General features: G+C 45.4%; 19 protein-coding genes. 7 read left to right on the top strand and 12 right to left on the bottom strand.

The window, feature by feature from the left end; genetic code table 11:
* Nucleotides 1–159 precede the first annotated feature (159 nt).
* The gene (locus CLV42_RS04915; protein ID WP_106600790.1) at nucleotides 160–459 is read left to right on the top strand and encodes a helix-hairpin-helix domain-containing protein; all 300 of its coding nucleotides are present in this window, start codon (nucleotides 160–162) and stop codon (nucleotides 457–459) included.
* Here the strand turns inward: CLV42_RS04915 and CLV42_RS04910 are convergent.
* From CLV42_RS04910 to CLV42_RS04870, 9 genes are all read right to left on the bottom strand, one after another.
* A complete protein-coding gene (locus CLV42_RS04910) occupies nucleotides 434–2,503 on the bottom strand; it encodes a CehA/McbA family metallohydrolase domain-containing protein (protein ID WP_106600789.1) in 2,070 nt (689 codons plus the stop codon). The genes CLV42_RS04915 and CLV42_RS04910 overlap by 26 nt on opposite strands.
* A gap of 458 nt (nucleotides 2,504–2,961) precedes the next feature.
* Nucleotides 2,962–4,041, bottom strand: coding sequence for an alpha/beta hydrolase (locus tag CLV42_RS04905; protein ID WP_106600788.1), 1,080 nt, complete (start codon nucleotides 4,039–4,041; stop codon nucleotides 2,962–2,964).
* Between the two features lie 96 nt (nucleotides 4,042–4,137).
* On the bottom strand, nucleotides 4,138–7,194 hold the full coding sequence (locus CLV42_RS04900) for an OTU domain-containing protein (RefSeq protein ID WP_106600787.1): 3,057 nt from the start codon (nucleotides 7,192–7,194) through the stop codon (nucleotides 4,138–4,140).
* A gap of 239 nt (nucleotides 7,195–7,433) precedes the next feature.
* Nucleotides 7,434–8,012 carry a thioredoxin family protein gene (locus tag CLV42_RS04895; protein WP_106600786.1) on the bottom strand — a complete coding sequence of 193 codons (579 nt, stop codon included), beginning with the start codon at nucleotides 8,010–8,012 and terminating at the stop codon, nucleotides 7,434–7,436.
* A gap of 211 nt (nucleotides 8,013–8,223) precedes the next feature.
* Complete coding sequence (locus CLV42_RS04890) at nucleotides 8,224–9,135, bottom strand: helix-turn-helix domain-containing protein (RefSeq protein WP_106600785.1); 912 nt, start codon at nucleotides 9,133–9,135, stop codon at nucleotides 8,224–8,226.
* A 54-nt stretch (nucleotides 9,136–9,189) separates the two neighbouring features.
* Nucleotides 9,190–10,194, bottom strand: coding sequence for an aldo/keto reductase (locus tag CLV42_RS04885; protein WP_106600784.1), 1,005 nt, complete (start codon nucleotides 10,192–10,194; stop codon nucleotides 9,190–9,192).
* Nucleotides 10,195–10,283: 89 nt separating this feature from the next.
* Nucleotides 10,284–11,159 (bottom strand): hypothetical protein, encoded by an 876-nt coding sequence (locus CLV42_RS04880; protein ID WP_106600783.1) that lies wholly within the window; start codon nucleotides 11,157–11,159, stop codon nucleotides 10,284–10,286.
* Between the two features lie 25 nt (nucleotides 11,160–11,184).
* Nucleotides 11,185–11,982, bottom strand: coding sequence for an SDR family oxidoreductase (locus CLV42_RS04875; protein ID WP_170117396.1), 798 nt, complete (start codon nucleotides 11,980–11,982; stop codon nucleotides 11,185–11,187).
* Between the two features lie 371 nt (nucleotides 11,983–12,353).
* Nucleotides 12,354–13,553, bottom strand: a complete 1,200-nt coding sequence (locus CLV42_RS04870) for a serine hydrolase domain-containing protein (protein WP_106600781.1) — start codon at nucleotides 13,551–13,553, stop codon at nucleotides 12,354–12,356.
* Nucleotides 13,554–13,900: 347 nt separating this feature from the next.
* Between CLV42_RS04870 and CLV42_RS04865 the strand changes: the two genes are divergently transcribed.
* The 4 genes from CLV42_RS04865 (at nucleotide 13,901) to CLV42_RS04850 (ending at nucleotide 15,736) form a co-directional block, all read left to right on the top strand.
* Entirely contained in the window at nucleotides 13,901–14,224 is a 324-nt protein-coding gene (locus CLV42_RS04865) for an ArsR/SmtB family transcription factor (protein ID WP_106600780.1), read from the top strand.
* Between the two features lie 6 nt (nucleotides 14,225–14,230).
* Entirely contained in the window at nucleotides 14,231–14,707 is a 477-nt protein-coding gene (locus CLV42_RS04860) for an SRPBCC domain-containing protein (RefSeq protein ID WP_106600779.1), read from the top strand.
* Complete coding sequence (locus tag CLV42_RS04855) at nucleotides 14,704–15,093, top strand: DoxX family protein (protein WP_106600778.1); 390 nt, start codon at nucleotides 14,704–14,706, stop codon at nucleotides 15,091–15,093. The genes CLV42_RS04860 and CLV42_RS04855 overlap by 4 nt, the downstream gene beginning before the upstream one ends.
* A 67-nt stretch (nucleotides 15,094–15,160) precedes the next feature.
* The gene (locus tag CLV42_RS04850; protein WP_106600777.1) at nucleotides 15,161–15,736 is read left to right on the top strand and encodes a DUF4256 domain-containing protein; all 576 of its coding nucleotides are present in this window, start codon (nucleotides 15,161–15,163) and stop codon (nucleotides 15,734–15,736) included.
* Nucleotides 15,737–15,814: 78 nt separating this feature from the next.
* Here CLV42_RS04850 and katG read toward each other — a convergent pair whose 3' ends face one another.
* Nucleotides 15,815–18,088: a catalase/peroxidase HPI gene (katG, locus tag CLV42_RS04845; protein ID WP_106600776.1), complete on the bottom strand. Its 2,274-nt coding sequence runs from the start codon at nucleotides 18,086–18,088 to the stop codon at nucleotides 15,815–15,817.
* A gap of 295 nt (nucleotides 18,089–18,383) precedes the next feature.
* On the bottom strand, nucleotides 18,384–19,703 hold the full coding sequence (locus CLV42_RS04840; RefSeq protein WP_106600775.1) for a sulfatase-like hydrolase/transferase: 1,320 nt from the start codon (nucleotides 19,701–19,703) through the stop codon (nucleotides 18,384–18,386).
* Between the two features lie 297 nt (nucleotides 19,704–20,000).
* Here CLV42_RS04840 and CLV42_RS04835 point away from each other — a divergent pair, with 297 nt between their 5' ends.
* Nucleotides 20,001–21,218: a TlpA disulfide reductase family protein gene (locus CLV42_RS04835; RefSeq protein ID WP_106600774.1), complete on the top strand. Its 1,218-nt coding sequence runs from the start codon at nucleotides 20,001–20,003 to the stop codon at nucleotides 21,216–21,218.
* 142 nt (nucleotides 21,219–21,360) lie between these two features.
* Nucleotides 21,361–21,849, top strand: a complete 489-nt coding sequence (locus CLV42_RS04830) for a hypothetical protein (protein ID WP_106600773.1) — start codon at nucleotides 21,361–21,363, stop codon at nucleotides 21,847–21,849.
* A 62-nt stretch (nucleotides 21,850–21,911) separates the two neighbouring features.
* Here the strand turns inward: CLV42_RS04830 and CLV42_RS04825 are convergent, their stop codons facing one another.
* Complete coding sequence (locus tag CLV42_RS04825) at nucleotides 21,912–24,386, bottom strand: hypothetical protein (protein ID WP_106600772.1); 2,475 nt, start codon at nucleotides 24,384–24,386, stop codon at nucleotides 21,912–21,914.
* Nucleotides 24,387–24,413: the final 27 nt, after the last annotated feature.

The raw sequence follows: 24,413 nt of genomic DNA, 5'->3' as shown, positions 1-24,413 counted from the left end.
ATATTCCGGCGATCCTGGGGCGAGATAATCCTCGTCCCAGGTACCGGGAATATTTTACCTGTAACAGCAGCTAATCGTGGTAGTAACAAGTGAGTGCTGGTATATAATACATCTGATCTTCAATTTGTGTACTTTTGAGCGGATTAATGCTAATTATAAATGACAAAGCAGGAAGCAATAAAAGATCTCATTCAAATTCCCGGAGTTGGCAAGTCTTTGGCTACCGATCTTTGGAATATTGGTATTACAAAAGTTGCCGACCTTAAAGGAAAGGATCCGGAATTGCTTTACGACCTTTCTAACCGCTTTGCGGGTGTGGTGCAGGACCGTTGTGTATTGTATGTTTTCAGATGTGCAGTATATTATGCCAATACATCCAAAGAACAACATGAAACAGAAAAATTGAAATGGTGGAATTGGAAAGATAAGGTGCTCACAACAACCAGAACGTCTGACTGAATGCTCCATTCGCAGCAACATCCCATGCCTCTACACGAACCCATTTTCTGCCATTTAGCTTAATCGGAATTTGAAAACTTTTTTCTCCGAATGATTCAGTGTTAGTCAGCGGTATTCTTTCACGATATACTTTTTTACCATCTCCGGAAATGATCTCAACGAAATTCATAGGAAAGGTCCATTGCAGTTTCATGTCGACAGTAGCCATACCATTAGCCGGTAGTTGCAGGCTATCGCCCGAAATATGACCGTTGATCTTCAGACGGGGTATTAATACTTCTCCTGTGCTACCGAAGAATCTTCCATGCTGCATGGCGTCCAGAATGGGAAGCCAGCTGTCTTTGTACGCCGGAAGTTTATCGAGCATGAGATAGTTGACATTCATGTGTGCATACATCTCGTTGTGCTGTGTAATAGTGAACAGATCTGCCTCACAGATGACCGTCTTTTTCGTACCCCAGTTGTTCATGTCATCCATGAGATCGAGTACTCTTTTACCGAGACGAGGCTGAGAAAGGTCTGCCGGCATTGCTTTCCAGGCGGCTCCCATAAAACGGTCAGATAGAAAGAAGGGTTCATGCCTGTAGCTGTCGGGCGTACTAACCGAACCTTTTGTTCGTGGATGCGCGGTCCATGCAAGTCCGCGCTCGTCTTTGAGCAATCTTAGCATCTCCTCTTTATTACCGATATGATACACTTTTCCATAACCGGGTCTTTCTTCTACATATGACTGGCCAGGTTTATGGGACATTACCCAGTACACCGGTCGCGGAAAGAAGTCCAGCCAGTGGCCACCGAAAAATTCATTGGGCTCTTCGCCAGGCAGCAATAGAAATTTGTTATCTGACTGCTTTTCGCATAGTTCAAAAAGCGCTTTTAGCTGCGGGAGGCGTTTTTCATCCGGTCCCTTAGGATCAGCGGTGTAGTGGAATTCTGCAAGATGCACAATATCTACGCCCAGGTTCCTGAACACTTTTACGAACTCCGGATGTGCTGGTACTGCTTGTCCGGACATCATCACCTTCATCACAAACTCGTTATGGAAGTGGCTGGACATTGTCTTGAATCCGGGTAATCCGACGTACCGGTCATTATGTGTAAATGCTTTCAGTGTGGCAAACGCTGTCCCATCGTTGTCCTTACTGAGCAGGCAAAAGAAATTAAGACGCTGTTGGGTGCCAGGAGGAGCGTTGAACCATGGCACGAAGCGTTTATCTCCTTCCAGCTCCTGACGGATGCCTATACCATAACCGTTGACCATCTGTCGGTATTGATGACCATACCAGGTAAAATTCAGGTTGAAAGCTTCGTCCAGCGGATAAAAATACTGATGTGGAGGAGGGAAGACCACCATCGTACCCTGTTTCCCGGATGCCGCAATCGCTCTGTATTTTACCGCAAGATTACGCGCTGTATCGTTGGCGATGACCTGTGCCTGCTGCAGGCTGTCTCCTGTATTTATCCATGAAATATACTGCCAGTCTGTCTTCGTACTTATCATGCCTGCATCGAACAGGATAGCTTTAGCTTCCGCTGTTGTGCTGACTACGGCGGCAATATTGAAAAGCGGACTTCCATTGTAGAAGGTGACTTCCAGCATGCCTGAAAATGTCTCAGCAGCTATAGGGCCTATACTGGCTATTGTACGGTTCCCTGCGGTTCTTACTGACACTGTTGTTTTCTGCAGTGTCAGCGGATAACTTTGATGCGGCTTTTGGGGCACCTTATCGAAAAATATATTCCAGCCATTCTGTGAGATGAGATCCCTTTTACCGACGCTCAACAGAAATGCAGGCTCTATACTTGCGGCGATCTGCTGCTGACCCAGAGAGATCGTCTTAAAGAGTGGCTGGGAAGGAGAGAGGTCAAACACCACTCTGCCTTTAAATGTGTTACCGGCCGGCCAACTGATCTCCAGCGATTGCCCTTGTTGAGTGACCAAAGTACCGTTTGCCTGTCTATAGCCTTTCATGTCTACTTTTACCTGTCCACAGGCAAAAACGGTCATGAATAAAGGAATTACGGTTAATGTGAGGATTTTCATACAGTGGAATTGTGGTCCCAATATAAAACTTCAGCAAGTTATGTGCAATCTTTCGTCCACTTTTAACCGAACCCCTTAAATTTTATTTAGCTACAATGATGTTTAACGAGTAAAGCAGAAGGCACTTCTATCCGCTTTAGGAGCAGTCTCGTTGATCGCGATTGCTGACACAATATTAGCACAATTGGTTACGCCATTTAGGGCTATGTATACAAACTGCAAAAGCGTGTATACGAACTGCAAAAACGTGAGGACGAAATGCAAACTATGAGGTTGAAGACTAAGGCAAGCTCTTGTATAAGTCGGCTTTTTTTGCTGCTTTTATTGTGCTTTTTTACCGTCTTGATACCGCTTTGATACCGCTAATCCTACGTTAATCCTACGTTTATAGACGTAAGATTAACGTAGGATTAGCGGTATCAAAGCGGTATCAAAGCGGTATCTAAACGGTAAATGTCTTATTTCTTTCTGGTCTCCCCAAATAACAGATTCTCCGAAAAAAAACTTAACATTTTCTTTTCGATTCTTTCGGCAACGCGGTTGATGTGATCTCCTTCATAAATTTCAAAGGAATGTTTGATGCCATACTTATTCAACTCGCTGTCCAATGTTTTAATGCTCTCTGCAATACCTTCATCTTTTGTTCCTGCATCAAAGCCGATGGCGGTCAGCTTTTTAATGTTGAAGATGTATTGATCCAGATTATTCAATGGCCTGTTGGCATCCCATTTTTGTAAAACAGTTGGCTGCAGTTTTCCATCTTTTACTGGAAGATCAAGATAGAAGGGTGGATTTGTAGGATTGGGCGACCAGGCCGCTGCTGATGCAAAGAGTATTCTTGTAAAGAAATCGGCTTTTTGCATTTCATCTGTTGTTTTAATGCTATCTGCGCGTAAAAAAGGCGTAGGGATAGCTTCTACAGGTATCGGAAATGAATTCAGGCAACAGGGACTAAGCAGGTATACCGTTGAAAACACGTCAGGGTTCTTTTCTCCGATCCGCAATGCGCCATAACCGCCCATAGAGTGACCGCACAAACCGCGGCTTTCTTTTTGGGCGATGGTACGGTAATGACTGTCGATATAAGCTACCAGTTCCTTTGCAACAAAATCTTCCCAGTTTCCTGTCGTGATAGAATTGGAATACATGCTCCCCTGGAAAAGTGTATAAGCATCTGGTGTAACTACGATCATTTCATGAGCAGCATCACCAGTAAAAACGGTGTCTAAAATGGGCGGTAGTATCATCCAATGCTTTTTAAAACCATAATACTTTGCATCATCATCCGTATAGCCATGAAGGAAGTAAACTACAGGGTAACGTTTTGTTGGATTGGTTTGATAGCTGGCAGGCAGATACACTGATACATAACGATTGGTGCTGTCGCCACTGAGATTTCCTTCCAGTAATTTGCCATGAACCTTTATTCGCTTAACAGTGCCTTTGGAAATTTGTTTTTGCTGGCCACATGCGCTTACTGAAAACACCAGCAGCGCGAAGAAGAAAACAGTTGTGAAATGAAATATACATTTTTTCATAACAGTAATTTTAGAAATCGCCGGATTAAAATAAGTGAAAAATTTTTCACTCACCTGAATCTTTTTCCCTGGGAAGTGCAGGAGATCTATTGAAGACTACTCGGATTTACTGGTGCTATCATCCACGGGAGGTGGTGGCACTACGCCTCTTATAGCGGTCACCTGCCGCCAATGATTCGGCGTTTTAAAAAGTGTCACGGTAGAAGTCTGCATACCATTCGTCAATACCGCCGTACGGGTTAATGGGGTGTAGGGTACAGGGTGTGGTCCGGTGTTGTCGAAGCGTGTCAGCGTGCCGTTAATGTCGATCACAAAGACGGTGCGGTTTCCTTCACCGTGCATGCACCATTGCTGTATTTCCTCATCCCCGGCATAAATGCCTGGGATGCGTTGCATGGCTGCTAACACGTTGTGAGGAATAGCATGCCGGCCTTCCATCAGGAAGCGCAGATCATCGTCATTTACTACGCCGGTCTGGTAAAGGGCTGTTACTATTGCGTGGGCATTCCTGTTGATATTGCCAACCATGCCGGTTCTTACTTCAGCTATCTGTGCTCTTTCTTGGAGTACGTCCTCGGCATCCAGGTCTTCACCGGCCAATGCGTGGAACAGGCAGTCTCCACCTCCGACATTTTCAATCAGGTCAAATTCATCTGCGGCAAAGCTGCGCTTTTCTTCTTTTTTCGCGCTGCTGGTTGAAGGTGCCGTTTGGGCTTTTTTGTTTTCCTCCGCCACGCTAGCGTACATGTTACCGTAGGCGTATGGTCTGTCGTCAACTGGCTGGCGCTCCACCTGGTTTATTTCCTGCAGGAACGCTGTCCACAGCTCATTGCCCACCCCGGTGGGCCGGTGTATGTATCGCTCCCTTACTTGTGGTGCAAACCCCGATTCATAAAAGGTCCTCAGTTTTCTCAATTGTTCGGTCGATCTCCAGCGTATCTCCAGCACGTGTAAACGGCGATTAGGCCAATATTGGGGCAGCTGTATCCGATCGGTGTCCAGGAAGGTGTCCTGCCGCGGGTCTATAAACGAGGCATCGTGACCCATAAAGTTGGGCGTCTTTTTGGGAGCGATGGGACTGTTATCCGGATTATCTGTTGTGAGTTTTTTCGTGTTGATGTATTTGAGAACGGTATCCATGGTGTCCAGTACCTGTTTTCCCAGTTTGCCCCGGTATTGGGTCAGTTTTTTGAACGTTTCATCTGCTACGCCCTTCTTAGGTTCAGGACTTGGGATTTCGATTTCCATGTTTCGCCTGAAATCGCTGCCTTTACCCAACAGTTTTACGACTTCCTGCCAATCTTCCGGCTCCAGTATGCCGGTACCTACGTTGATGATATTATCTTTCACCCATGCCTGGTCCAGGTCCTTCACACGGCTGGTGAGTGAGGCCTCTACACCTATTACGTTTTCGTTCATGCGGTTTTTATAGATATCGGATTTGAAACGTTTCTCCTGTGCTTCCTTCAGTTTCTTCTGTGCGGGTACTGCCAACTGTCCCGCAAGGGTGCGGGCAAGCATGCCTAAAAACATACGCAGGCTTGGCGATCCGGAACCCAACTCTGGCAATGTCTTTAGCTGGTGCACTAATTGCTGGCCAAATACATCGAGTGTGACTTCTTCCCGGGTTTCTTTTACGCCTTTCTCCCGGTCTTCCAGAGTGGTGGTTACCGTCAGTGTACTTCCCTGGTAAGGCTCTCCCAATTCTTTTGCTGAATCGGCAAGCAGTTTTGCCAGGTTTCCAGCCACCTTCACTGTTTCTCCCTGACTCAGATCGGGCTCCGCGAGCATGGACATATAGTTTTTCATCTGCGTCTTAAAATGATCCCTTCTGTCTCTCATACGCCACATCCCGGATTTACTATACAACGCTTCCACCTGCCTGCTCAGGATCAAAAGACCGTCCAGCAGGGCCTCCATACCCTCACGTTTATTCCCGAAAGTTCTAAACAACAGCTTTTGCCGGAAATGGTCGCTAAGGGCTGTCAGGTAGGTTTCAACCTGCTCACCGCGCTCAGTTCCCAGTTGCCGCATCATTTCAATCACGCGAGCATCAGTGGCCAGATTCGCCTGGCTAACAACGGCGCCAGTTGCGTTACCTCCACTCTTTGCCAGCTCTTCCTTATCAATTTTGTCTAATTCGTCTGACGCCATGCCGCCGGTTACACCTTTCACACCGGGACCGATGTGTATATTGCCTAAAGTAGCAGTACTAAACGCATGGACCCCACTTTTTATGATTCCCTTATAAATGGACGCATCGGTGTTATAGGTCATGTTTTTGGGTTCCAGTTCCACCTGCTGTTTTTTGTTCACCTTCCAATCAAAGGTAAAGCCATAGGCGGCCCCGAATGCCTGCATGAAAGTTGTGAGGGTGGTTGAACCGTCCTGGCGTGTATGAGTACGCAGCGCCATTTCCAACATATGGTCTACGAATGCTACCTCTTCAGGGTCGGGGATGGGAATTTCGGGATGGGTTTCAAACAAAAACGGAGGACTCACCAGTTCAACCTCATTCCCCGCATCCGTTTCTATTACAAAGGGCAGATTGGTGAGTGGCATGCGCATGTCTGACGTAGCCAGTTCCAGATGCGAAACACCCCTCAAAGGTCCGTCGGTCATCTGCGCAAACTCATGTTCAAATCCCAGCGTAGTATATTTTGGAGGAGCCTCTTCGGGTTCCTTGCCTTTATCTTTAGTACTTTCCCTGGGACCTTCTACTGATGGTTCCGGGGCTTTAGGCTTTCCACTGCCCGTACTTTCCTGTGGAGAGATGGGCGTTCCTTTACCCTTGCTGCTTTTACCAATTCCCTCATTATGCTGAAGTTCGATCTGCTCCTGTAAAAAGCCCGCCAGATCTTTTGATTTAATAACCCGCTGCACGACATGGTCCCCCTGCACAGTTGCAAACGACAGGGGCTGATGGCTATCCGCCGGCAGTCCTGTTCTATCAGGTTTTAACTGAAATGGTTCAACTGTTGTAGCGCTTTCTATATCGTACGTCTGAGCGGGAGTTTCCTGTTTGTCGCCTTTCTCAACCGCCTTTTTTTGATAAGGATGAACCGCAGGCATGGATATACCTGAAGTGTTAGAATTGGATGTAGCCATTGCAGTAGCTACATTCACAGGCTGAGAACTTTTATTAGTTAACATTTAAGGAAACTCTAAGGACCGGGACTGCGTTTAGAATCGAAATATACTTATTTTAGTTAAGACTATAAACCCATCTATGACTCGTTGACTATATTTATACCCGGGTCAGGAAAGACGGATGGATATAACAAATGGGCTATTAGTGAGGGTAGGGTAGAAAGACAAATTTTGTAAGTTTTTTTGATAAAGCATCATGATAGGAGGTATTCGGGGAGAGATGCGTGCCCCCCGAATAGTTGTCACTGCATATGTGCGAATACAGGCGTTAAAGCTTCCAGCAACTCATGTTGCAATGTTCTGCCTTTATCGTCATTATACCATTTCTGTAACAGTAGTTTTATCTCCTCCATATCTCTTTTATCGCCTTTCATCTGTTCGAAAAGCTCCTGATTCTCCTGGGGCCTTGGTCCCCATATTATCAGGTCCTGCTCTTCACTATTGCGTACTATCAGCTTGGGGATGGATTTAGACTTGTTCGCACCGGTCAGATAGTTCTCGATGAGATAAGGCGCAGCGTCGCGTAACTGTATATCCAGCGTAATAAGCGGATTAAGCTGGCTGAGTTTATGAATGAAGGGTAGTATATGCGCGGCATCTCCACACCATGGTTCCGTGATCACTATCCAGTGTTGCGGCTGCTTTATCTGCATCACGAGTTTTATGAGATCAGCATTCATCTCACCGGTTTTCAACCAGCGTTGCTGACGCGTCCAATTCAGCTTCGTATAATTCATATAGGCCGGACTGTCATATGGCGCATTGGTGATCTCTCCGTTTAATATAGATTGGAAATACTGTTCATAATTTACAAAGTCCATTTTAGTCAGTTTCCGTTGTTATCAGTGTGGATGCAAAGATCGCTTAAACAAGATCACTTAAACTATGATATAAAACAGGTAAGTGCATGAGAATTATGTATACACTTCAAGGATAGCCGATTTTTAGACATTCCCTAAGACATTACATAAACAATCAACTCAAATCTATAACATATTTTTGGGTACGCGCGGGATATTTTGGGGCTATCTGTCAGGAGAAAGATTGGCGGTATTGTAAAGGGGATTGATTGGTCTTGCTTTTGAAAAGTTTATTGAACGATTGTGGATGTTCGAAGCCGATCTGATAGGCAATCTCTGCTACGCTTTTATTAGTTGTGCTTAACAGTTCTTTTGCTTTCTCAATTATTTTGTTATGGATGTGTTGCTGGGTGTTCATGCCTGTATGGTAACGGAGCATGTCGCCGAGATAGCTGGCACTGACATTTAGCTGCCGGGCGAGGTATTGGACATTAGGTAGCCCTGACTTCATTATTTCCCCACTTTCAAAGTAGTCGTTTAACAGGGTTTCCAATTGGACTAATAGAGTATTGTTTGCCGTTTTTCTTGTGATGAACTGGCGGTTGTAGAAGCGGTTGCTATAGCTGAGCAGCAAGTCTATATGCGACAGCACTACATCTTGTGTGTGCACGTCTGTTGAGGAACCGATTTCATGACGCAGATTTTCATAGATGCCTTCTACAATTTCCTCTTCACGTTCTGATAAATGTAGCGCCTCATTTGTCGCATAGCTAAAAAAGCCATATTCATGGATCTTTTTTCCTAAGCTGTTGCCCTGAAGAAAATCTGGATGAATAATAAGTGAATAGCCATCAGGTATCCTTGTACCGCTGTTCTCTATATGCAGCACTTGCCCGGGTGCATAAAAGGTCATCACACCTTCGTCAAAGTCATAGTATTGCTGGCCATATTTGACTTTGCCGTCGAAGTTCTTTTTTAGATTAATGGAGTAGATGTCGTACATGATGGTGTCCGGCACTTCGGCATCCAGTATTTTGAAGTCAGCATAATTGATCACGCTTACCAGGGGATGTAGCGGTTTAGCCAGTTGGTAAAGGGTATGATAGGCTGAAATGGACCTGATATGATACGGCGTATGCTTCATAGCACAAAGTTACAAAAATGGCGGGTTGTAACTAGTTACTACCCGCCAATGGTTTTAAAGGTTCACCTGTTGCATTCCTTGTTCATGCATCCTGGCGCCTGTCTCGGCATCAATTGGAATGATACTTTCCAGCAGGCTGAGATCTTCGGCTGTCAGTGTGATATTGGCCGCCGCGATATTCTGTTCAATGTATTTTACCCGCTTTGTGCCGGGGATTGGCACGTAACCTTTCGCGATTACCCAGGCAATAGTAAGCTGCGATGTCGTAACTTGTTTTGCTTTGGCTACGGCTTCAATTTTCGCCAGCAGATCGATATTTTTATAGAATTGTTCTCCCTGGAAACGTGGCAGATAACGTCTGAAGTCGGTCTCTGGTATATCCTCCGGTTTTTTAAAATCTCCCGATACAAAACCCCGGCCGAGGGGCGAATAGGCGACAAAGCCAATACCCAGCTCGTTTAATGTGTTCAGTATACCCAGTCGCTCTACTTCTCTCTCGAATAGCGAATATTCGGTTTGTATAGCCGTTAATGGATGAATTGCATGCGCTTTCCTGATGGTATTGGAACCAACTTCTGAAAGTCCTATATATCGTACTTTACCTTCTGTGACGAGTTCCGCCATTGCTGCTACTGTTTCTTCAATGGGCGTGTTGGTGTCCAGGCGGTGTAAGTAATAGAGGTCAATATAGTCGGTATTGAGGTTTTTCAGTGACCGTTCCACAGCCTTCTTTACGTAATTCTTGCTGCCATTTATTGCACCGGTAAGCTGTTCCTGATCATCTACTTCATATCCAAATTTGGAGGCAATAATATATTTGTCCCTATTACCCTGGATAGCTTTGGCAATCAATCGCTCATTCTTCAATGGACCATAAAGATCTGCTGTATCCAGAAAATTACCACCCAGTTCGAAGGAGCGGTGAATGGTGGCAATGGATTCTTTCTCATCGGCCTTTCCATAAGTATCGTTCTGACCGAAGGTGGTCATGCCCATACAGCCTAATCCGATTGTTGGCACGGTAAGTCCCTGGCTACCTAATTTCACTTGCTTTATCATAGTATGTTTGATTTTGCAAGTCAAAATTCGATGAAGAGACTTTTATATGAGTAGTAGAATCGCGGGAAGTTGTAGCTAAATCGGGCGCACTACCAGGAAATATTCATCCTGTTCACATTATTGTGGCGGGAAGAGCTTACCGCGATCCCCTTTCCGTAACCAGGCAGGAAGGTAAATCCCTCCAGCTCATCTTCCCGCCCGTCGATATCGACCACCTTCACAGTCTCTTGCTTGCCGGAAGCGATGCTGGCGGCGAGATCTACATAGGTAAACCGCCATTTCCGTCCTTCGATCTGGTTCTGGATTAGCACCAACCATCCTTTATCCGCCATCCAGTAAAGGTTCTGTACCCAGGGTGTACAGGTGAACTTCTTATACAAAACACCTTTGTCTGAGGTCTTCTGTGCCTTTTGCAATGCCGCCGGATCATATAACCGCACTTCATTCCCTTTGTCGCCATAGTCTGCAGTGGCTACATACCATTTTTTATTGTACTGTACATATTCAGGTCGCGTCCCCTGGATACAGGCATCGTCCTCGATCGTATTGAGCAGGTTGCCATCGAGGGTACCCGTTCGTTGCAGTCCTTTCCAGTCCACACAGTAGATCACAGCGCGCCAGCGGGTGCCCTCCTTATTAAGCCGGATGCTGTTGCCGACGAAGAAAGGCGAACCGTCATGATAGGCAAAACCGGTCGGATGATTGATCACATCTGTGTCATGGAGGGTCAGTTTCATTTCCCTGTTCGCATAAACAAGACTATCGCCCAGCAGGGTATACTCCCTGACTATCCCTATTTCCCGGTCTCCGTACAGGAAAAATTTGCCATGCTGGTAAGAAATACCCTGGCAGGCACCCAGGGAGTCGACCGTCTGAACATGTTCAATTTTCATAGCCAACTCATACCCTGATGAGGATAGGATGGTGCATAACAATGCTGCAATGCCGGCAGTAATATATTTCATAAATCACTTGTTGAATCGTATTCTATCAGGATTGTTGCGGCTCTTGAAGGGTATTGCGCAGATATGTTGACCATGTTATTGCTCCTGTTTTATTCTCAGGAGTCAGGTTGATGCCGGACCTGAAAATATTAAGGAAATCGCTTTGGGCTGACGACTCTCTGATGGCGTATTCTTTTCCAGTATATTCCAGGTAAGTTGTGGCCAGCTGCCGAATTGTGAAGATTTCAGGCCCTCCGATTGTTAAACAGGCTCCTTGCGGTCTTTCGTCAATCCTGTCAGCAATATAAGTAGCTACATCCCGGATATCTATCGGCTGGAAAGACGTATTGTCCGGCAGCTCGATAAATGATTCCTGTTCATTCAGACCGGGTGTCAGCATGCGGTGTAGAATAAAGTCATGAAACTGCGTTATCCGGAGAACCGTGTATGGAAACCTGGATGCTGCTATTAGTTTTTCAGTCGCCAGTTTATTTTGGTAATATGCGTAATTACTTTTGTCTACTCCGCATATTGATATATAAATGATGTGGGGTGATTTGTGTGATGGTATTGAAGCAAGCAGGTTTGCAGTACCCTGAATGTCTACCTCGGCAGCATTGCGGGGATTGCTTGCGCAATGGATAATGGTGTCTGCATTGAGGGTCGCTTCATGTAAACCTGTATTCAGCGCTAAATTCCCAACAGCTGGCATTGCTCCTTTCTCAATAATGGCATTTTCTTTCGACGTGAAAACAATTGGTGTATATTCTTTATCAATCAGTTGTTTCACAACCTGTTTTCCAAGTGTGCCTGTGCCGCCGGTTACAAGAATAGTTTGTTTCATAGTGCGATTAGATGTAATGCTTAAAGAAATGGCATATCCGGTCGTCATCGCAGTCGCGAGATATGCAATTGTGCATAGGATTCGATTTCCATGCAGGTGATAAACGACGTGCAAAGAAAGCGATAGCGGTTTACTTTTGCAAGGGAGTTAACTTTTTTATAACGCGCTTATCGTAATGATCGCCCGGCATCTGGCGAAAAAAGTTGTGCCGTTGCGGGTTTTCTGCCCCGCAACGGCACAATACAAACATGCTTTTATAATTTGAATTCCGAATTTATAATATTCCTTCTGTTCGTCAGTCCATCTTTATGGATCGTCTTTAAATCCCGCTCAAACGGGAAATACCAACTAGTTTGTATTTTTCGGGTAAGCTATTGTGTGTCGGATATCGTCGCCGCTTCATATAACTCCCCAACAATCTTAGGTATCCCGTCGGCAGGGGAATTTTGAAAAGTAATCACCCCCGTTTTATTTTCACGATTGAAGAACATGAAAGTTTGAATACCGGGATCGAGGCCGGAATGTCCCCACAATTTCACCTTGCTGTGCTTGCCTTCGAATTCGGAAGTACGCCAGGTTAAGCCCTGCGCTTGGTATCCTTCCAGTTGCGAGGTAAACATTTTGTCGATAGTTTCTTTCTTCAATATTCGCTTGCCGTTTAGCTCACCGCCATTCAGGAGCGCAGTCATAAAAAAGGACAAGTCACGTACACTGGTTCTGACTAGCCCGTCAGGATAATTAGGGAAGCTATATAAACACACCGGAATGTAGGTGCCTACTTTAAACTCAGACTCGTTGGGAAACAGCCGGCCAAAGGCCATATACTCCTTTCTGCTCTCTGCTGTAATGTAGGCATAAGGCCGGATATAATTACTGGTATCTACCTCGCTTAACAACCATCCGGTTTTGTACATGCCCAGGGGTTGAAAGATATTCTCTTTGCAATATAAGTTGAAAGGTTGTCTGGCTACCTTCTCTACGATCAATCCAAGTAGTCCGAATGCCACATTGGAATATTGGCGTTTATCGCCTGGGGACCAGTTGGCGTAGGTGTCACCGTTATTGTATAGGGATCCATCCGGAGTCAGAATACTACGGATCCAGTTATCCAGAGATTGGGTAGGATCCCCACAGGCATAACTCTCCTCATAGGCTTTGCTGTCAATGACTGATGAGGTATGTGTTAGTATCTGGAAAACGGTGATCGGTTTATCCGGGTATTTCGGGTTCCTGACTTTAAAGCCCAGGTAGATGCTGACGTCTGCATTCAGATCAATCAATCCTTTCTCCCACAGTTGCATTGCTGCAGTTGTTGTAAATGTCTTGGATACGGAGCCAATGTTCATTATCCCGTCTATGCTCATGGCCCTTTCTTTGGCGATATCTGCCTGTCCATAGGCCTTAGACCATACTATTTTTCCGTCTTTTACAATGCAGGTAGCAAAGCCGGGAACATGCTGTTCTGTCATGAATTTTTTTATGGACACGTGGACGGAATCATATGCCGACTGCGCCTTTACCTGCGTGGCGCAGCATGCCAGTATCAGCAGGTGAGCGAAAAGTTTTCTCATATACAATATCTATTATGAAGACAGTTACCCGGAGCCAAACGTTGTGCCATGTACCTAACCGTCTTTATGTCAAAGTCTTGCCTTTTTTTAAAAATGCATAAATGTTCGATTATGGACAGTCATTGTATGTATCAGAACAGTGCATGCATTGAGTAGCATTTATACAAGGACCCTGGCCGGCTTTTGTTTTGGCCATACAACAATTTCCCCGTAGAGCGGGATAATCAGCCCCGGCATCTGATGTCGGGAAAGTGAAAAGTATTGAAAATCAGTAGTATAAAAAAATATCTAAAAAAAGTTGTGTAGTTAAATAGCTACACTTATATTTGTAGTCAAATAGCTACATAATGAATCTGAGAAGAGATGTATTCCAGGCGATAGCAGATCCGACGAGGAGGGCCATATTGTTGTTACTTGCTACACAGTCACTGACAGCAGGCGCAATAGCTGCCAACTTTGACACAGCAAGACCGACAGTTTCAAAACACTTGCAAATACTCACCGAGTGCGAATTGCTTCAGCAAGAGCAAAACGGCAGGGAGATTTATTATCACATCAATGCAAAAAAAATGAAAGAAGTAGCAGACTTTATCGAACCATTCCGCAACATGTGGGACGACAGGTTCAACAAACTGGAAGATGTAATGAAAAAGTACAAACCCAATAAATGAAATACTATGGAAAGAAAAACAAAGGTCAATGCTGAAGAAGGAAAGCATGATTTAACGGTAACAAGGGAATTTGATCTGCCATTGGAATTGCTTTTTAAGGCACATGCAGAACCCGAAATCATTGAGCAATGGATGGGAACGAAAGTGGTGAAGTTTGAAGGTAAGAAGCATGGCAGCTGGCAGTATGAAACAAAAGATCCTCAGGGTAATGTGGCATTTCAGGCCAGCGGTGTATTCCATGACTTTCGTCCCAACGAGAAGATCACACGAACATTTGAAATGGTGAATGCATCATGGGGTGTTCAGCTTGAGTTCCTGGAGTTTGAAAAACTCACCGACGATACAAGTAAACTCACCATGCATATAGTGTACAAATCTGCCGCTGACAGAGACCAGCAGCTGAAGATGCCTTTTGCCTATGGTATAAATATAGCACATAACCGATTACAGGAAATAGTAAGTAAATTAAAACAACACGCATGACAAAAAGGAACAAGATCATTTATTGGATTGCCACTGCCTGGCTCGCATTAGGAATGTTTTCAACAGGTATAGTACAATTATTCAAAATAAAATCGGAAACAGATTTTCTGGCACATTTAGGTTATCCTGTTTATTTCCCAACCATAATCGGTATCTGGAAATTGCTGGGTGTTGTAGCAGTGCTGGTTCCAAGAGCCCCTTTACTGAAGGAATGGGCGTATGCAGGGTTTTTCTTTGCCATGACAGGCGCGATAGCTTCACATATTTTAGCAGGCAATGCTGTGAATGAGATATTTCCTTCCCTGTTGCTGTTAGCACTGACTGTAATATCCTGGTATTTCAGACCTGCAGAAAGAAGACTTGTTCCGGTGTTAATCAATAAATGAAATACGTGAGCACAAAGATTCATGTATATTTAAGTAAAGCCCCAATGTGGCAGTAATAATTGAAGTTATGGCAAAGAAAACCAGTTCAAAGAAGGAGTTGTCCGCAGAACAACGTAAAGAGTTACTCGGCATATTAAAAGCCCGTTTCGAGAAACACATGCAGCGTCACAAAGGTCTTGCCTGGGCAGATGTGCAGGCAAAGCTGGAAGCCAATACAGAAAAGCTGTGGGCACTCAGTGAAATGGAAAAAACAGGTGGTGAACCGGATGTTGTAGGGCATGATAAAAAGACGGGCGAATACATTTTTTATGATTGTTCAGCCGAAAGCCCTAAGGGTCGCAGAAGTCTTTGTTACGATGATGAAGCATTGGAGGAAAGGAAAGAAGCAAAACCGGATGGTAGTGCTGTTGATATGGCCGCTTCTATGGGTATCGAGCTTTTAACAGAAGAAGAATACCGCGGACTGCAGGAACTTGGTGCATTCGATCTGAAAACCTCCAGCTGGGTGGCTACACCCGCCAACATCAGAAAACTGGGCGGGGCAGTCTTTTGTGATCGCCGCTACGACACTGTTTTCCTGTATCATAACGGCGCCATCTCTTATTATGCTGCCAGAGGTTTTCGTGGTTCGCTAAGGGTTTAAACTGGAAATGGTATCAGCTAAAAAAAACAAAACCGCCTGTGAGGGCGGCTTTGCTTTTTTATTCACTGGTTCTTACTATTAAGCGATATCAAATCTGTCCAGGTTCATCACTTTATTCCAGGCAGCTACAAAGTCTTTGACAAATTTGTCCTGCGCATCTGCACTTCCATATACTTCTGCAATGGCCCTCAGTTCTGAGTTGGAACCAAATACGAGATCTGCACGGGTGCCTGTCCATTTAGCTTTGCCGGTAGCACGGTCGCTACCTTCATACAATTCCTTATCTGCTGCTACTGCTTTCCATGCAGTGTTCATATCGAGCAGGTTGATGAAGAAATCGTTGGTAAGCTGGCCAGGACGTGCGGTGAAAACACCATGCTGCGAACCATCGAAATTGGTATTCAATACACGCATACCGCCTACCAGTACGGTTAACTCAGGCGCTGTAAGGGTCAGTAAGTGAGCCTTGTCTATCAGCAACTCTTCTGTTGATACCGGGAACTTTATTTTACGGTAGTTGCGGAAGCCGTCAGCCATTGGTTCGAGGTAACCCACTGATTCAACATCGGTCTGTTCCTGTGATGCATCCATGCGGCCAGGTGTGAAAGGAACGGTAATAGTCTGTCCGGCATCTTTCGCAGCTTTTTCAATACCTGCGCCACCTGCCAGTACAATCAGGTCTGCCAGTGACACTTTCTTGCCGCCAGCCTGCGCACCGTTAAATTCTTTCTGGATACCTTCCAGTGCATTCAGCACTTTTTGCAGCTGTGAAGGATTGTTCACCGCCCAATATCTTTGAGGGGCCAGGCGAATACGGGCGCCATTTGCACCACCACGTTTGTCGGTACCACGGAAGGTAGAAGCAGAAGCCCATGCGGTGGACACCAGTTCCGATACGCTCAATCCGGACGCCAGTACTTTTGCCTTCAGCGCTGCAATATCTTTGTCATCTATCAATGTGTGGTTTACTGGAGGAATAGGATCCTGCCAGATCAGTTCTTCCTTCGGTACATCAGCACCTAGATAGAGTGCACGAGGTCCCATATCACGGTGTGTTAATTTAAACCATGCACGGGCAAAAGCATCTGCAAAAGCATCCGGATTTTCCAGGAAGCGTCTGGATATTTTTTCATACACCGGATCAAATCTTAAAGAAAGATCGGTCGTCAGCATAGTAGGCAGATGCTTCCTGGAGCTGTTGTGGGCATCAGGAATAATGCTTTCTGCATTTTTAGCTACCCATTGATGTGCTCCGGCTGGACTCTTGGTCAGTTCCCATTCAAAACCGAACAGGTTTTCGAAGAAGTTATTACTCCATTGGGTAGGGGTTTTAGTCCATGTAACTTCAAGTCCGCTGGTAATGGTGTCGGCACCTTTACCAGAGCCATAACTATTGCTCCAGCCCAGGCCCTGCAGTTCGATGTCGGAAGCTTCAGGCTCTTTACCTACGTTAGTGGCAGGAGCAGCGCCATGCGTCTTACCAAAGCTATGACCACCGGCTATCAGGGCAACTGTCTCTTCATCATTCATCGCCATGCGACCAAATGTATCACGGATATCTTTAGCAGCAGCAATAGGATCGGGATTGCCATCAGGACCTTCAGGATTCACGTAGATCAGACCCATTTGTACGGCAGCAAGTGGCTTTTCCAGGTTGCGGGAGTGGATATCACCATCCGCATCATCGTCAGATACCAATACACCATGATTTTCTACTACACCGTGTGAACCATGCGCATAGCGGATGTCGCCACCCAGCCAGGTGTGTTCTGAACCCCAATATACATCTTCACTTGGTTCCCATACATCTGCACGTCCACCGGCAAAACCAAATGTTTTAAAGCCCATTGATTCCAGCGCTACGTTACCCGTGAGGATCATCAGGTCTGCCCAGGATATCTTACGGCCATACTTTTGTTTAACAGGCCACAGCAGCCTGCGGGCTTTGTCGAGGCTCACGTTGTCAGGCCAACTGTTAAGCGGGGCAAAACGTTGCTGTCCCTGACCGCCACCACCACGACCATCAAATACGCGGTAAGTACCTGCACTGTGCCAGGCCATACGGATGAACAAAGGACCATAATGCCCGAAATCTGCCGGCCACCAATCCTGCGAATCTGTCATCAGTGCGTGCAGATCCTTTTTTACTGCTTCCAGGTCGAGGCTTTTAAAAGCTTCGACATAGTTAAAATCTTCCCCCATAGGGTTTGATAAAGAGGAGTGCTGACGCAGTATATTCAGCTTTAGCTGGTTGGGCCACCAGTCACGGTTCCTGGTGCCACCACCGCCAACATTCTGCTTCATACTGCCGTTATGAAACGGGCATTTACTGATATCCTTTTCGTTTTCCATTTTTAAGAGGTTTATGAAGTTAAATGAACAGTTTTTACACCTGGTATTTTGTGTATAGAGCGGTAAAAGTAAGATATTGGAGAAATAATCAAAATCAATTGATTTTATAATTTAATAGTTAAAATCTATTATGATTGCCGATGCCTCCAGTCGTGGTGCATTATGAAAGAACTGTGTTATAGAAGGGATATCAATCTTTAGGTAGGGGGATAAAACGTGGACAGGGTACAGTGTATCTGGATATTTTCCCCGCATGTTGATCATGCGGGGGAAAGTAAACAAGCCTTTTCTTTGGCTAATTTACGGGATATTGGTCTAAAAGTGTAGTGAGTTTTGCTACTATCTCAGGATGATCGTTGGAGACGTTCACTCTTTCTGCCGGATCGTAATTGAGATTGAATAATTCAATGACTGCCTGTCCGGACGATTTTGTTCTTCTTAATTTCCAGGGTCCCTGGCGTACCACTTCAGGTATGTTATTGTGTACATAATAGATCTCTCTGTGGGTATCCGGGGCATTATTCCGGGTAAGTACTGTAGCGATGGACTGCCCGTCCAGTGCTGTATTGGCTGGTAAAGGGCAGCGCACCCATTCTGCGAGTGTAGGCAGCACATCCAGGCAGGTCATGGCCGCATAAACGGTTGCCCCTTTAAGCGTATGATTCTTCCAGTAGGCAATAAAAGGAACCCGTACCCCCCCTTCATAAGTAGTGGCTTTGCTTCCCCTGAATACGCCTGTATAACCGGTGTGATAGGATTTCGTAACGCTGTCGTCAGACATACGGGAAGGGTAATCATTCCATGGGCCGTTATCGCTGGAGAACAGGAAGATGGTATTGTCTGCCAGACCCTGTTGTTCCAGTGTCTTCCAGATAGCAGCCAGCCCTTCATCCATTTCGTTAATCACGGCGCCCAGTTCTCCGCCATTTTCCATACTGCTGTTCTTCCTATGCGCTGCAAAATATACCGGCAGGTGGGGCATATTATGCGCCAGGTACAGAAAGAAGGGTTTATCTTTTTTTTGTTCTTTTATATATCGTATGGCTTCCCTTGTATATGTCTGTATGAGGGAGCTATCATGTGGCCTGATAACGGCAGGTGTGTAGTTACGATACAGTTTCATGGTAGTATCGCTTTTAACATATGGAGGGCGATAGTCATGGCTGTACAACAGTCCGAAATAAGAATCAAAGCCCTGGTTCATAGGCAGATTAGCGGGGTGGTCGCCCAGATGCCATTTGCCGATCATGGCAGTTTTATAGCCTGATGCCCTGAGCATTTCAGCAATTGTTACTTCTGATGCCGGCAGTCCCAGTGGAGAACCGGGTGCCAGTGGTAATGGAATATCAGGTCGTGTGCAATACCTGCCCGTGAGTAAAGAAGCTCTTGATGGTGAGCAGGTGGGACTGGTCACAACGTAGTTGGTGGCTCTTACTCCCATCCCGGCCATCCGGTCTAAAAAGGGCGTTTTAATAACAGGATTGCCATAACAGGCGAGATCAGCGTATCCCAGGTCATCCGTTAGTACAAAAATGACATTAGGCCGTTGCTGAGAGAATACTGTGCTACTGCAAAAGAATAGAGCCAATAGGAGTGGAATACCTGATAAACGCATGAGCAGTCATTTAATAGTAAAAAGTGAATTACTAAGATAATATCGAAACGATTTATTTCAGGCTTTTGGAACCCTTTTTTGGCACTATCGCCGGCCTTCGTGTAAATTTAAAGGATATCAGGATAAATTGGCCTTATGGGGCTGTAATGGCTTTTAAAGAGAGCTTTAATAATGAACCTGCCTGGCAACCGTATATCAGTCCTGGTATGCATGTATCATTATTCCCGGTGGAATAAGAAATAATCCGGTTAATTTGTATATTGACCAATCCCTTAACCCAGGTACACGTAAATAGACATGAAAAATAGATTACAGCATATGCTGGACACAGACTTATCCGCACATTCCCGAATGGCCCTTAGAATAAAACAATCGCTAACAGCACTGTTATTGTTCCCCTCAATGCTGATGGCACAGCATTCCTTTAAGGTAGAAGGAAAGGTGGATGCTTTGAAGAACGGAGACAAGATCTTCCTGGTATATCATCTGGAGGATCAACAAATAACTGACTCAGTTGTTGTTCAGGAAGGACGTTTTATCTTTAAAGGTAAATTGGAGTATCCTGTTTACTCATCCCTGTTTCTTAACAGGAACCCTTATGTCAACAAGCTTCCAAAGGGAGAAACGATGGATTTTTTCCGGTTTTACCTGGAGCCTGCGGCATTCTCGATGATGGCGCCTGATTCGCTGAAGCATCTTGAGATCAAAGGTTCTGTCACTAACAGCCTGAATAAGGAAGTCCTGGCATTATTAAAGCCTAATGAAGATAAGTTTGATGCCTTATACAAAGAGTATAATGCATTGCCCGAGGAACAGAAAAAGGATGCAAAGGTAAATGAAGGTTTCGATGCACGGGAGAAGTTGCTGATAACAGAATCAAACCAGCTCCGCCTGGATTTTGCGAAGAAACACCTGGATACTTATTTCAGCCTGATCTGCTTACAACAAGCTACTGCCGAAGCCACACTCAATAGCGAAATTGAAGCGGCGTACAATCGGCTTTCGCCAACATTGAAAAAGGCGCCACTGGCCAAAGATATACTTGTCCGGCTGGCTGCTGTCAAGAGTACCCAGATTGGTAAAACAGCCCCCGATTTTCAGCAGACTACGCCCGATGGAAAGCAGGTGAAGCTGTCTGATTTCAGGTCGCAATATGTATTGCTGGACTTCTGGGCAAGCTGGTGCGGACCATGCAGAGAGGAGAACCCGAATGTGGTGGCCGCCTATAAACAATTTAAGGAGAAGGGATTTACTGTGTTAGGCGTATCGCTGGATGGTCCAAGCCAAAGAGAAGCATGGCTGAAGGCTATTGAAAAGGACCAGTTAAACTGGACACAGGTGAGTGATCTCAAAGGATGGAGTAACGAAGCAGCAAAGATATACAACATAAGGGCGATCCCGGCTAACTTCCTGTTAGATCCCAATGGCAACATCATTGCACGTGACCTGCGGGGGAAAGCCTTAACAGATAAACTGGCAGAGATCTTCAAAAGTACCACAGCAGGAGGCGAATAAGACTCCGGCGTTTTATATACCATGTAATAGAAAGCATTTACGAAAAAAGAGACCCTATTCCGTTTTATACAATTTTGAAGTTTGACGCCGTACTACTTTTACATCATCAATAACAAAATTGTTCTTCATAAAATCTGAAACCATGAAACGGATTACTTTTTTACGTGTAGCTGTTTTTCATCCCATGTTGACTGTGAAAAGAATTGCTCTGGTAGCATTAATGGTCTTCTGCTCACAATCGTCTTTGTTTGCTGCCCCCAATGAGGCATTGTTACGTCTTTTCAATCACACTTTTCCTGAGGCGCAGTATATCAGATGGACAGAGGATGGAGCGCTTGATGTTGTTTGCTTCGTACAGGACGATAGCCAATACAGGATCTGGTATGATAAACAATGTACGCTGGTCTATTCGTTACGCTACTGCGGCGAGAATGAACTGCCATTAACAGTGTTGAGGGCGGTGAAGAAAAAATACCGCGACAGGCATATTGAAGGTGTCACAGAAATCACCAATAGGGCAGGTGTAAGCTATGAGGTGTTACTCAGTGACGCGAATAAATGGTATTCGGTTACCAGCACAGTGTCCGGTAATGTAGCGCTGAAATATTCCCTGAAGAAACAGCAGGAATGATACAAAAAAGAACGGTGCCTGAATCTCGTGGGCACCGTTCTTTTTAAAAGATGTTAGTGATCTTACGCTTCTTCTTCCGGTAGAATAATATGACTTCCCTCTGCGATAGTCTTGTACTTTTCACACCAGTTGATCCAGTGATCGAATTCAGGATGGATCGGTGCTACATGGCTTTCTCCACGGAAGATATAGGAGGAACCAGCCTGATTTGTCAGCCTGCTTTGTAATGTCTCCATCCAGTTCTGCCAGAATACGACATCCCCGAGTTCGTTATACGCATAGTTCCATATAGTTGCCTGATACTCCCGGTAAGGTTGCAGTTTCAAGGGGTCTTCATCCGAGGCAGCGGTAAGTAGGGCGTCGGCAATCTCTTTCAATGCATCCTCTTCTTCTTTATCTACAACAGTGAAGTACTTCGGATAAATGCCTAAGGGATGCATCAGGTCATTGAGGATATCAAGATCATTCACATGCATACCCGCGATAACGAAGGAACCAATGCCTGCATCGAGTCGCAATATGGCTCCTTCACGTGCCGCCAGGTCGGCATTCAGCTCTATCATGAAGTCCTTGTCAATAGGTTTGGTGTTATACTGTTCCGGGATCTGATAGGCGACACCCCAGTTATAGTTCGTGATAATATCCAGTTCTTCTGATTTTTCGGCCAGCGGTTTATTTCTGGTGATCTCCTGTGCCAGTTCCCACTGTATCAGTCCGTCCAGTAATGCGGCTGCGGGCGCCCAGCTAGGGTAGCCCGCAAGACCACGGTGTTCGCTGTCTTCCTTATACCTGGCAAAGATATATGCAAAGGGATAGGCAGCGGCATAGAGCACTCTTCTGCAGATGGTAATGGCGCTTGCCTGGAATACAGTTTCTTCCTGTCCATTGCGGAACATCCAGACAAGTTTCCACAACTCCTCCTGGTTGATGTTTTGTACATATTTATTATTCCAGCGTACTTTCCGGTTGATGAGCCTATTAATGAGGGAGAAGTGCTCAAGTATATCGGTTGCTGCCTCAGGTGGCGCCATGATCCAGTCTTCACCCTCTTTTATCATCGTGGCAATGGTACCATCTTCGGAGAGGTACCAGAAATAGTACTTGCCTTTATCAAGATTGATAGCAATCACTGATGAAGGGCTCGCATTACCATCCGCATCTATTTCTCCACCTCTGTCCAATGTGATATACCAGTCGTCTTCATCGAAAGCAACCTTGTAATTATCCGGTCCCAGGAGTGGTGCGTTTATGATCGCTTCCAACGCTTCTTTGGTGATCGATGTAAGCTGCTCCTGCTGTTTGAGCAGGGGAACGCCCTCGCGGATGGTACTATAAAGCAGGAAGCCTTCTTCCTCATCGAAAAGCTCACCGATCAGTTTTTCCTTTATCAGGTCGTTGTCGTCCTGGTCATAGAGTTCCAGCACTTTCACATTGGCATAGTCAGGGAAGTAAAAGCTGTAGTCGTCGGCTATTACCACCGGGCACCAGACATAGGAAGTGCTGTATAGTTCACCATGGTTGTATATACCCATCAGCATCTCCTCAACAGCAATGTACCCGTTGATATAGATAATTTGTCCGCCGACACATACATTTTTCGCCTTCAGATTTCCCAGTACTATCAATGAGCAGGCGCCATCAGTATTTTCGTTGATAATGCTGCCTTTTACATGGAGATCTCCCACGACTATTATGCTCATATAGTCTTCAGTATCCAGGTCCAGTTCGTCCAGTACCGTAGTGCCATTATACAGAAGGAAGCGGTCATCGGGCAAGCCTGGTTCTCGTTTTTCAGCAATGGCAAAGGGATATGCTTCATATTTGCATTCCAGGTGTTGGATCATCGGCTTAACGGTTTCCCATGAAACAATTTTTGCTTCGGGATTATTAGCGGCGGATATATCACCCAGCTTATCCCTGAACACAGGCTTTTCATCCTTCAGCATATTGAGCAGACGCACATCGCCGGCAAAGAGATAATCCTTTTCATCCAGCAGCTCGTCTGCTACCTCAGGCAATAAGATATGCCGCCAGTTCGTATAGTTAGCTCCTTTTATATGCCATCCACGGCAATAGGTGGCAGCATTGATCCTGCCTTTAATGGAGGCCCCATGGTCATCAATGATCAGGAGTCTGGCATTCAGATCTCCCTGGATCTCAATAGTACCGTGGTTATAGAAAGCGACCATCGCATCTGCTACTGTTACATCTCCGTCTATAATGATCTCCGCACATCCTGCGGCCAGGGTTTTGCAGGTAAGTGATCCATGTACGATCAGGAAGGAAGAATAGGTATCGATCTCAAAATCGATAATAGGTGCATTAACGGTCAGGTTACCATTTACGATGATACCTGCAATCTTTTGTTCGTAAAAGAGGTCATGCAGATCTACATATTCGTTAATGATAGTGTTTCCCTCATATATCCTGATGATAAGCGAGTCGGCGCCATCTTCCAGCATGTCTAAGTCTGTAGCAAGTGAGGTCAGCAGTTCCTGTGCTATTGCGTCCCTTAGGGTTAATGTGGTGAAGTTCACGGTATAAGTTATTAATGGGGACGAAGA

It is taken from the genome of Chitinophaga ginsengisoli (assembly GCF_003014595.1).
GTDB lineage: Bacteria > Bacteroidota > Bacteroidia > Chitinophagales > Chitinophagaceae > Chitinophaga > Chitinophaga ginsengisoli.
The sequence above is the reverse complement of the archived record's forward strand: the minus strand, read 5'-3'. Positions and strand labels throughout refer to the sequence as shown.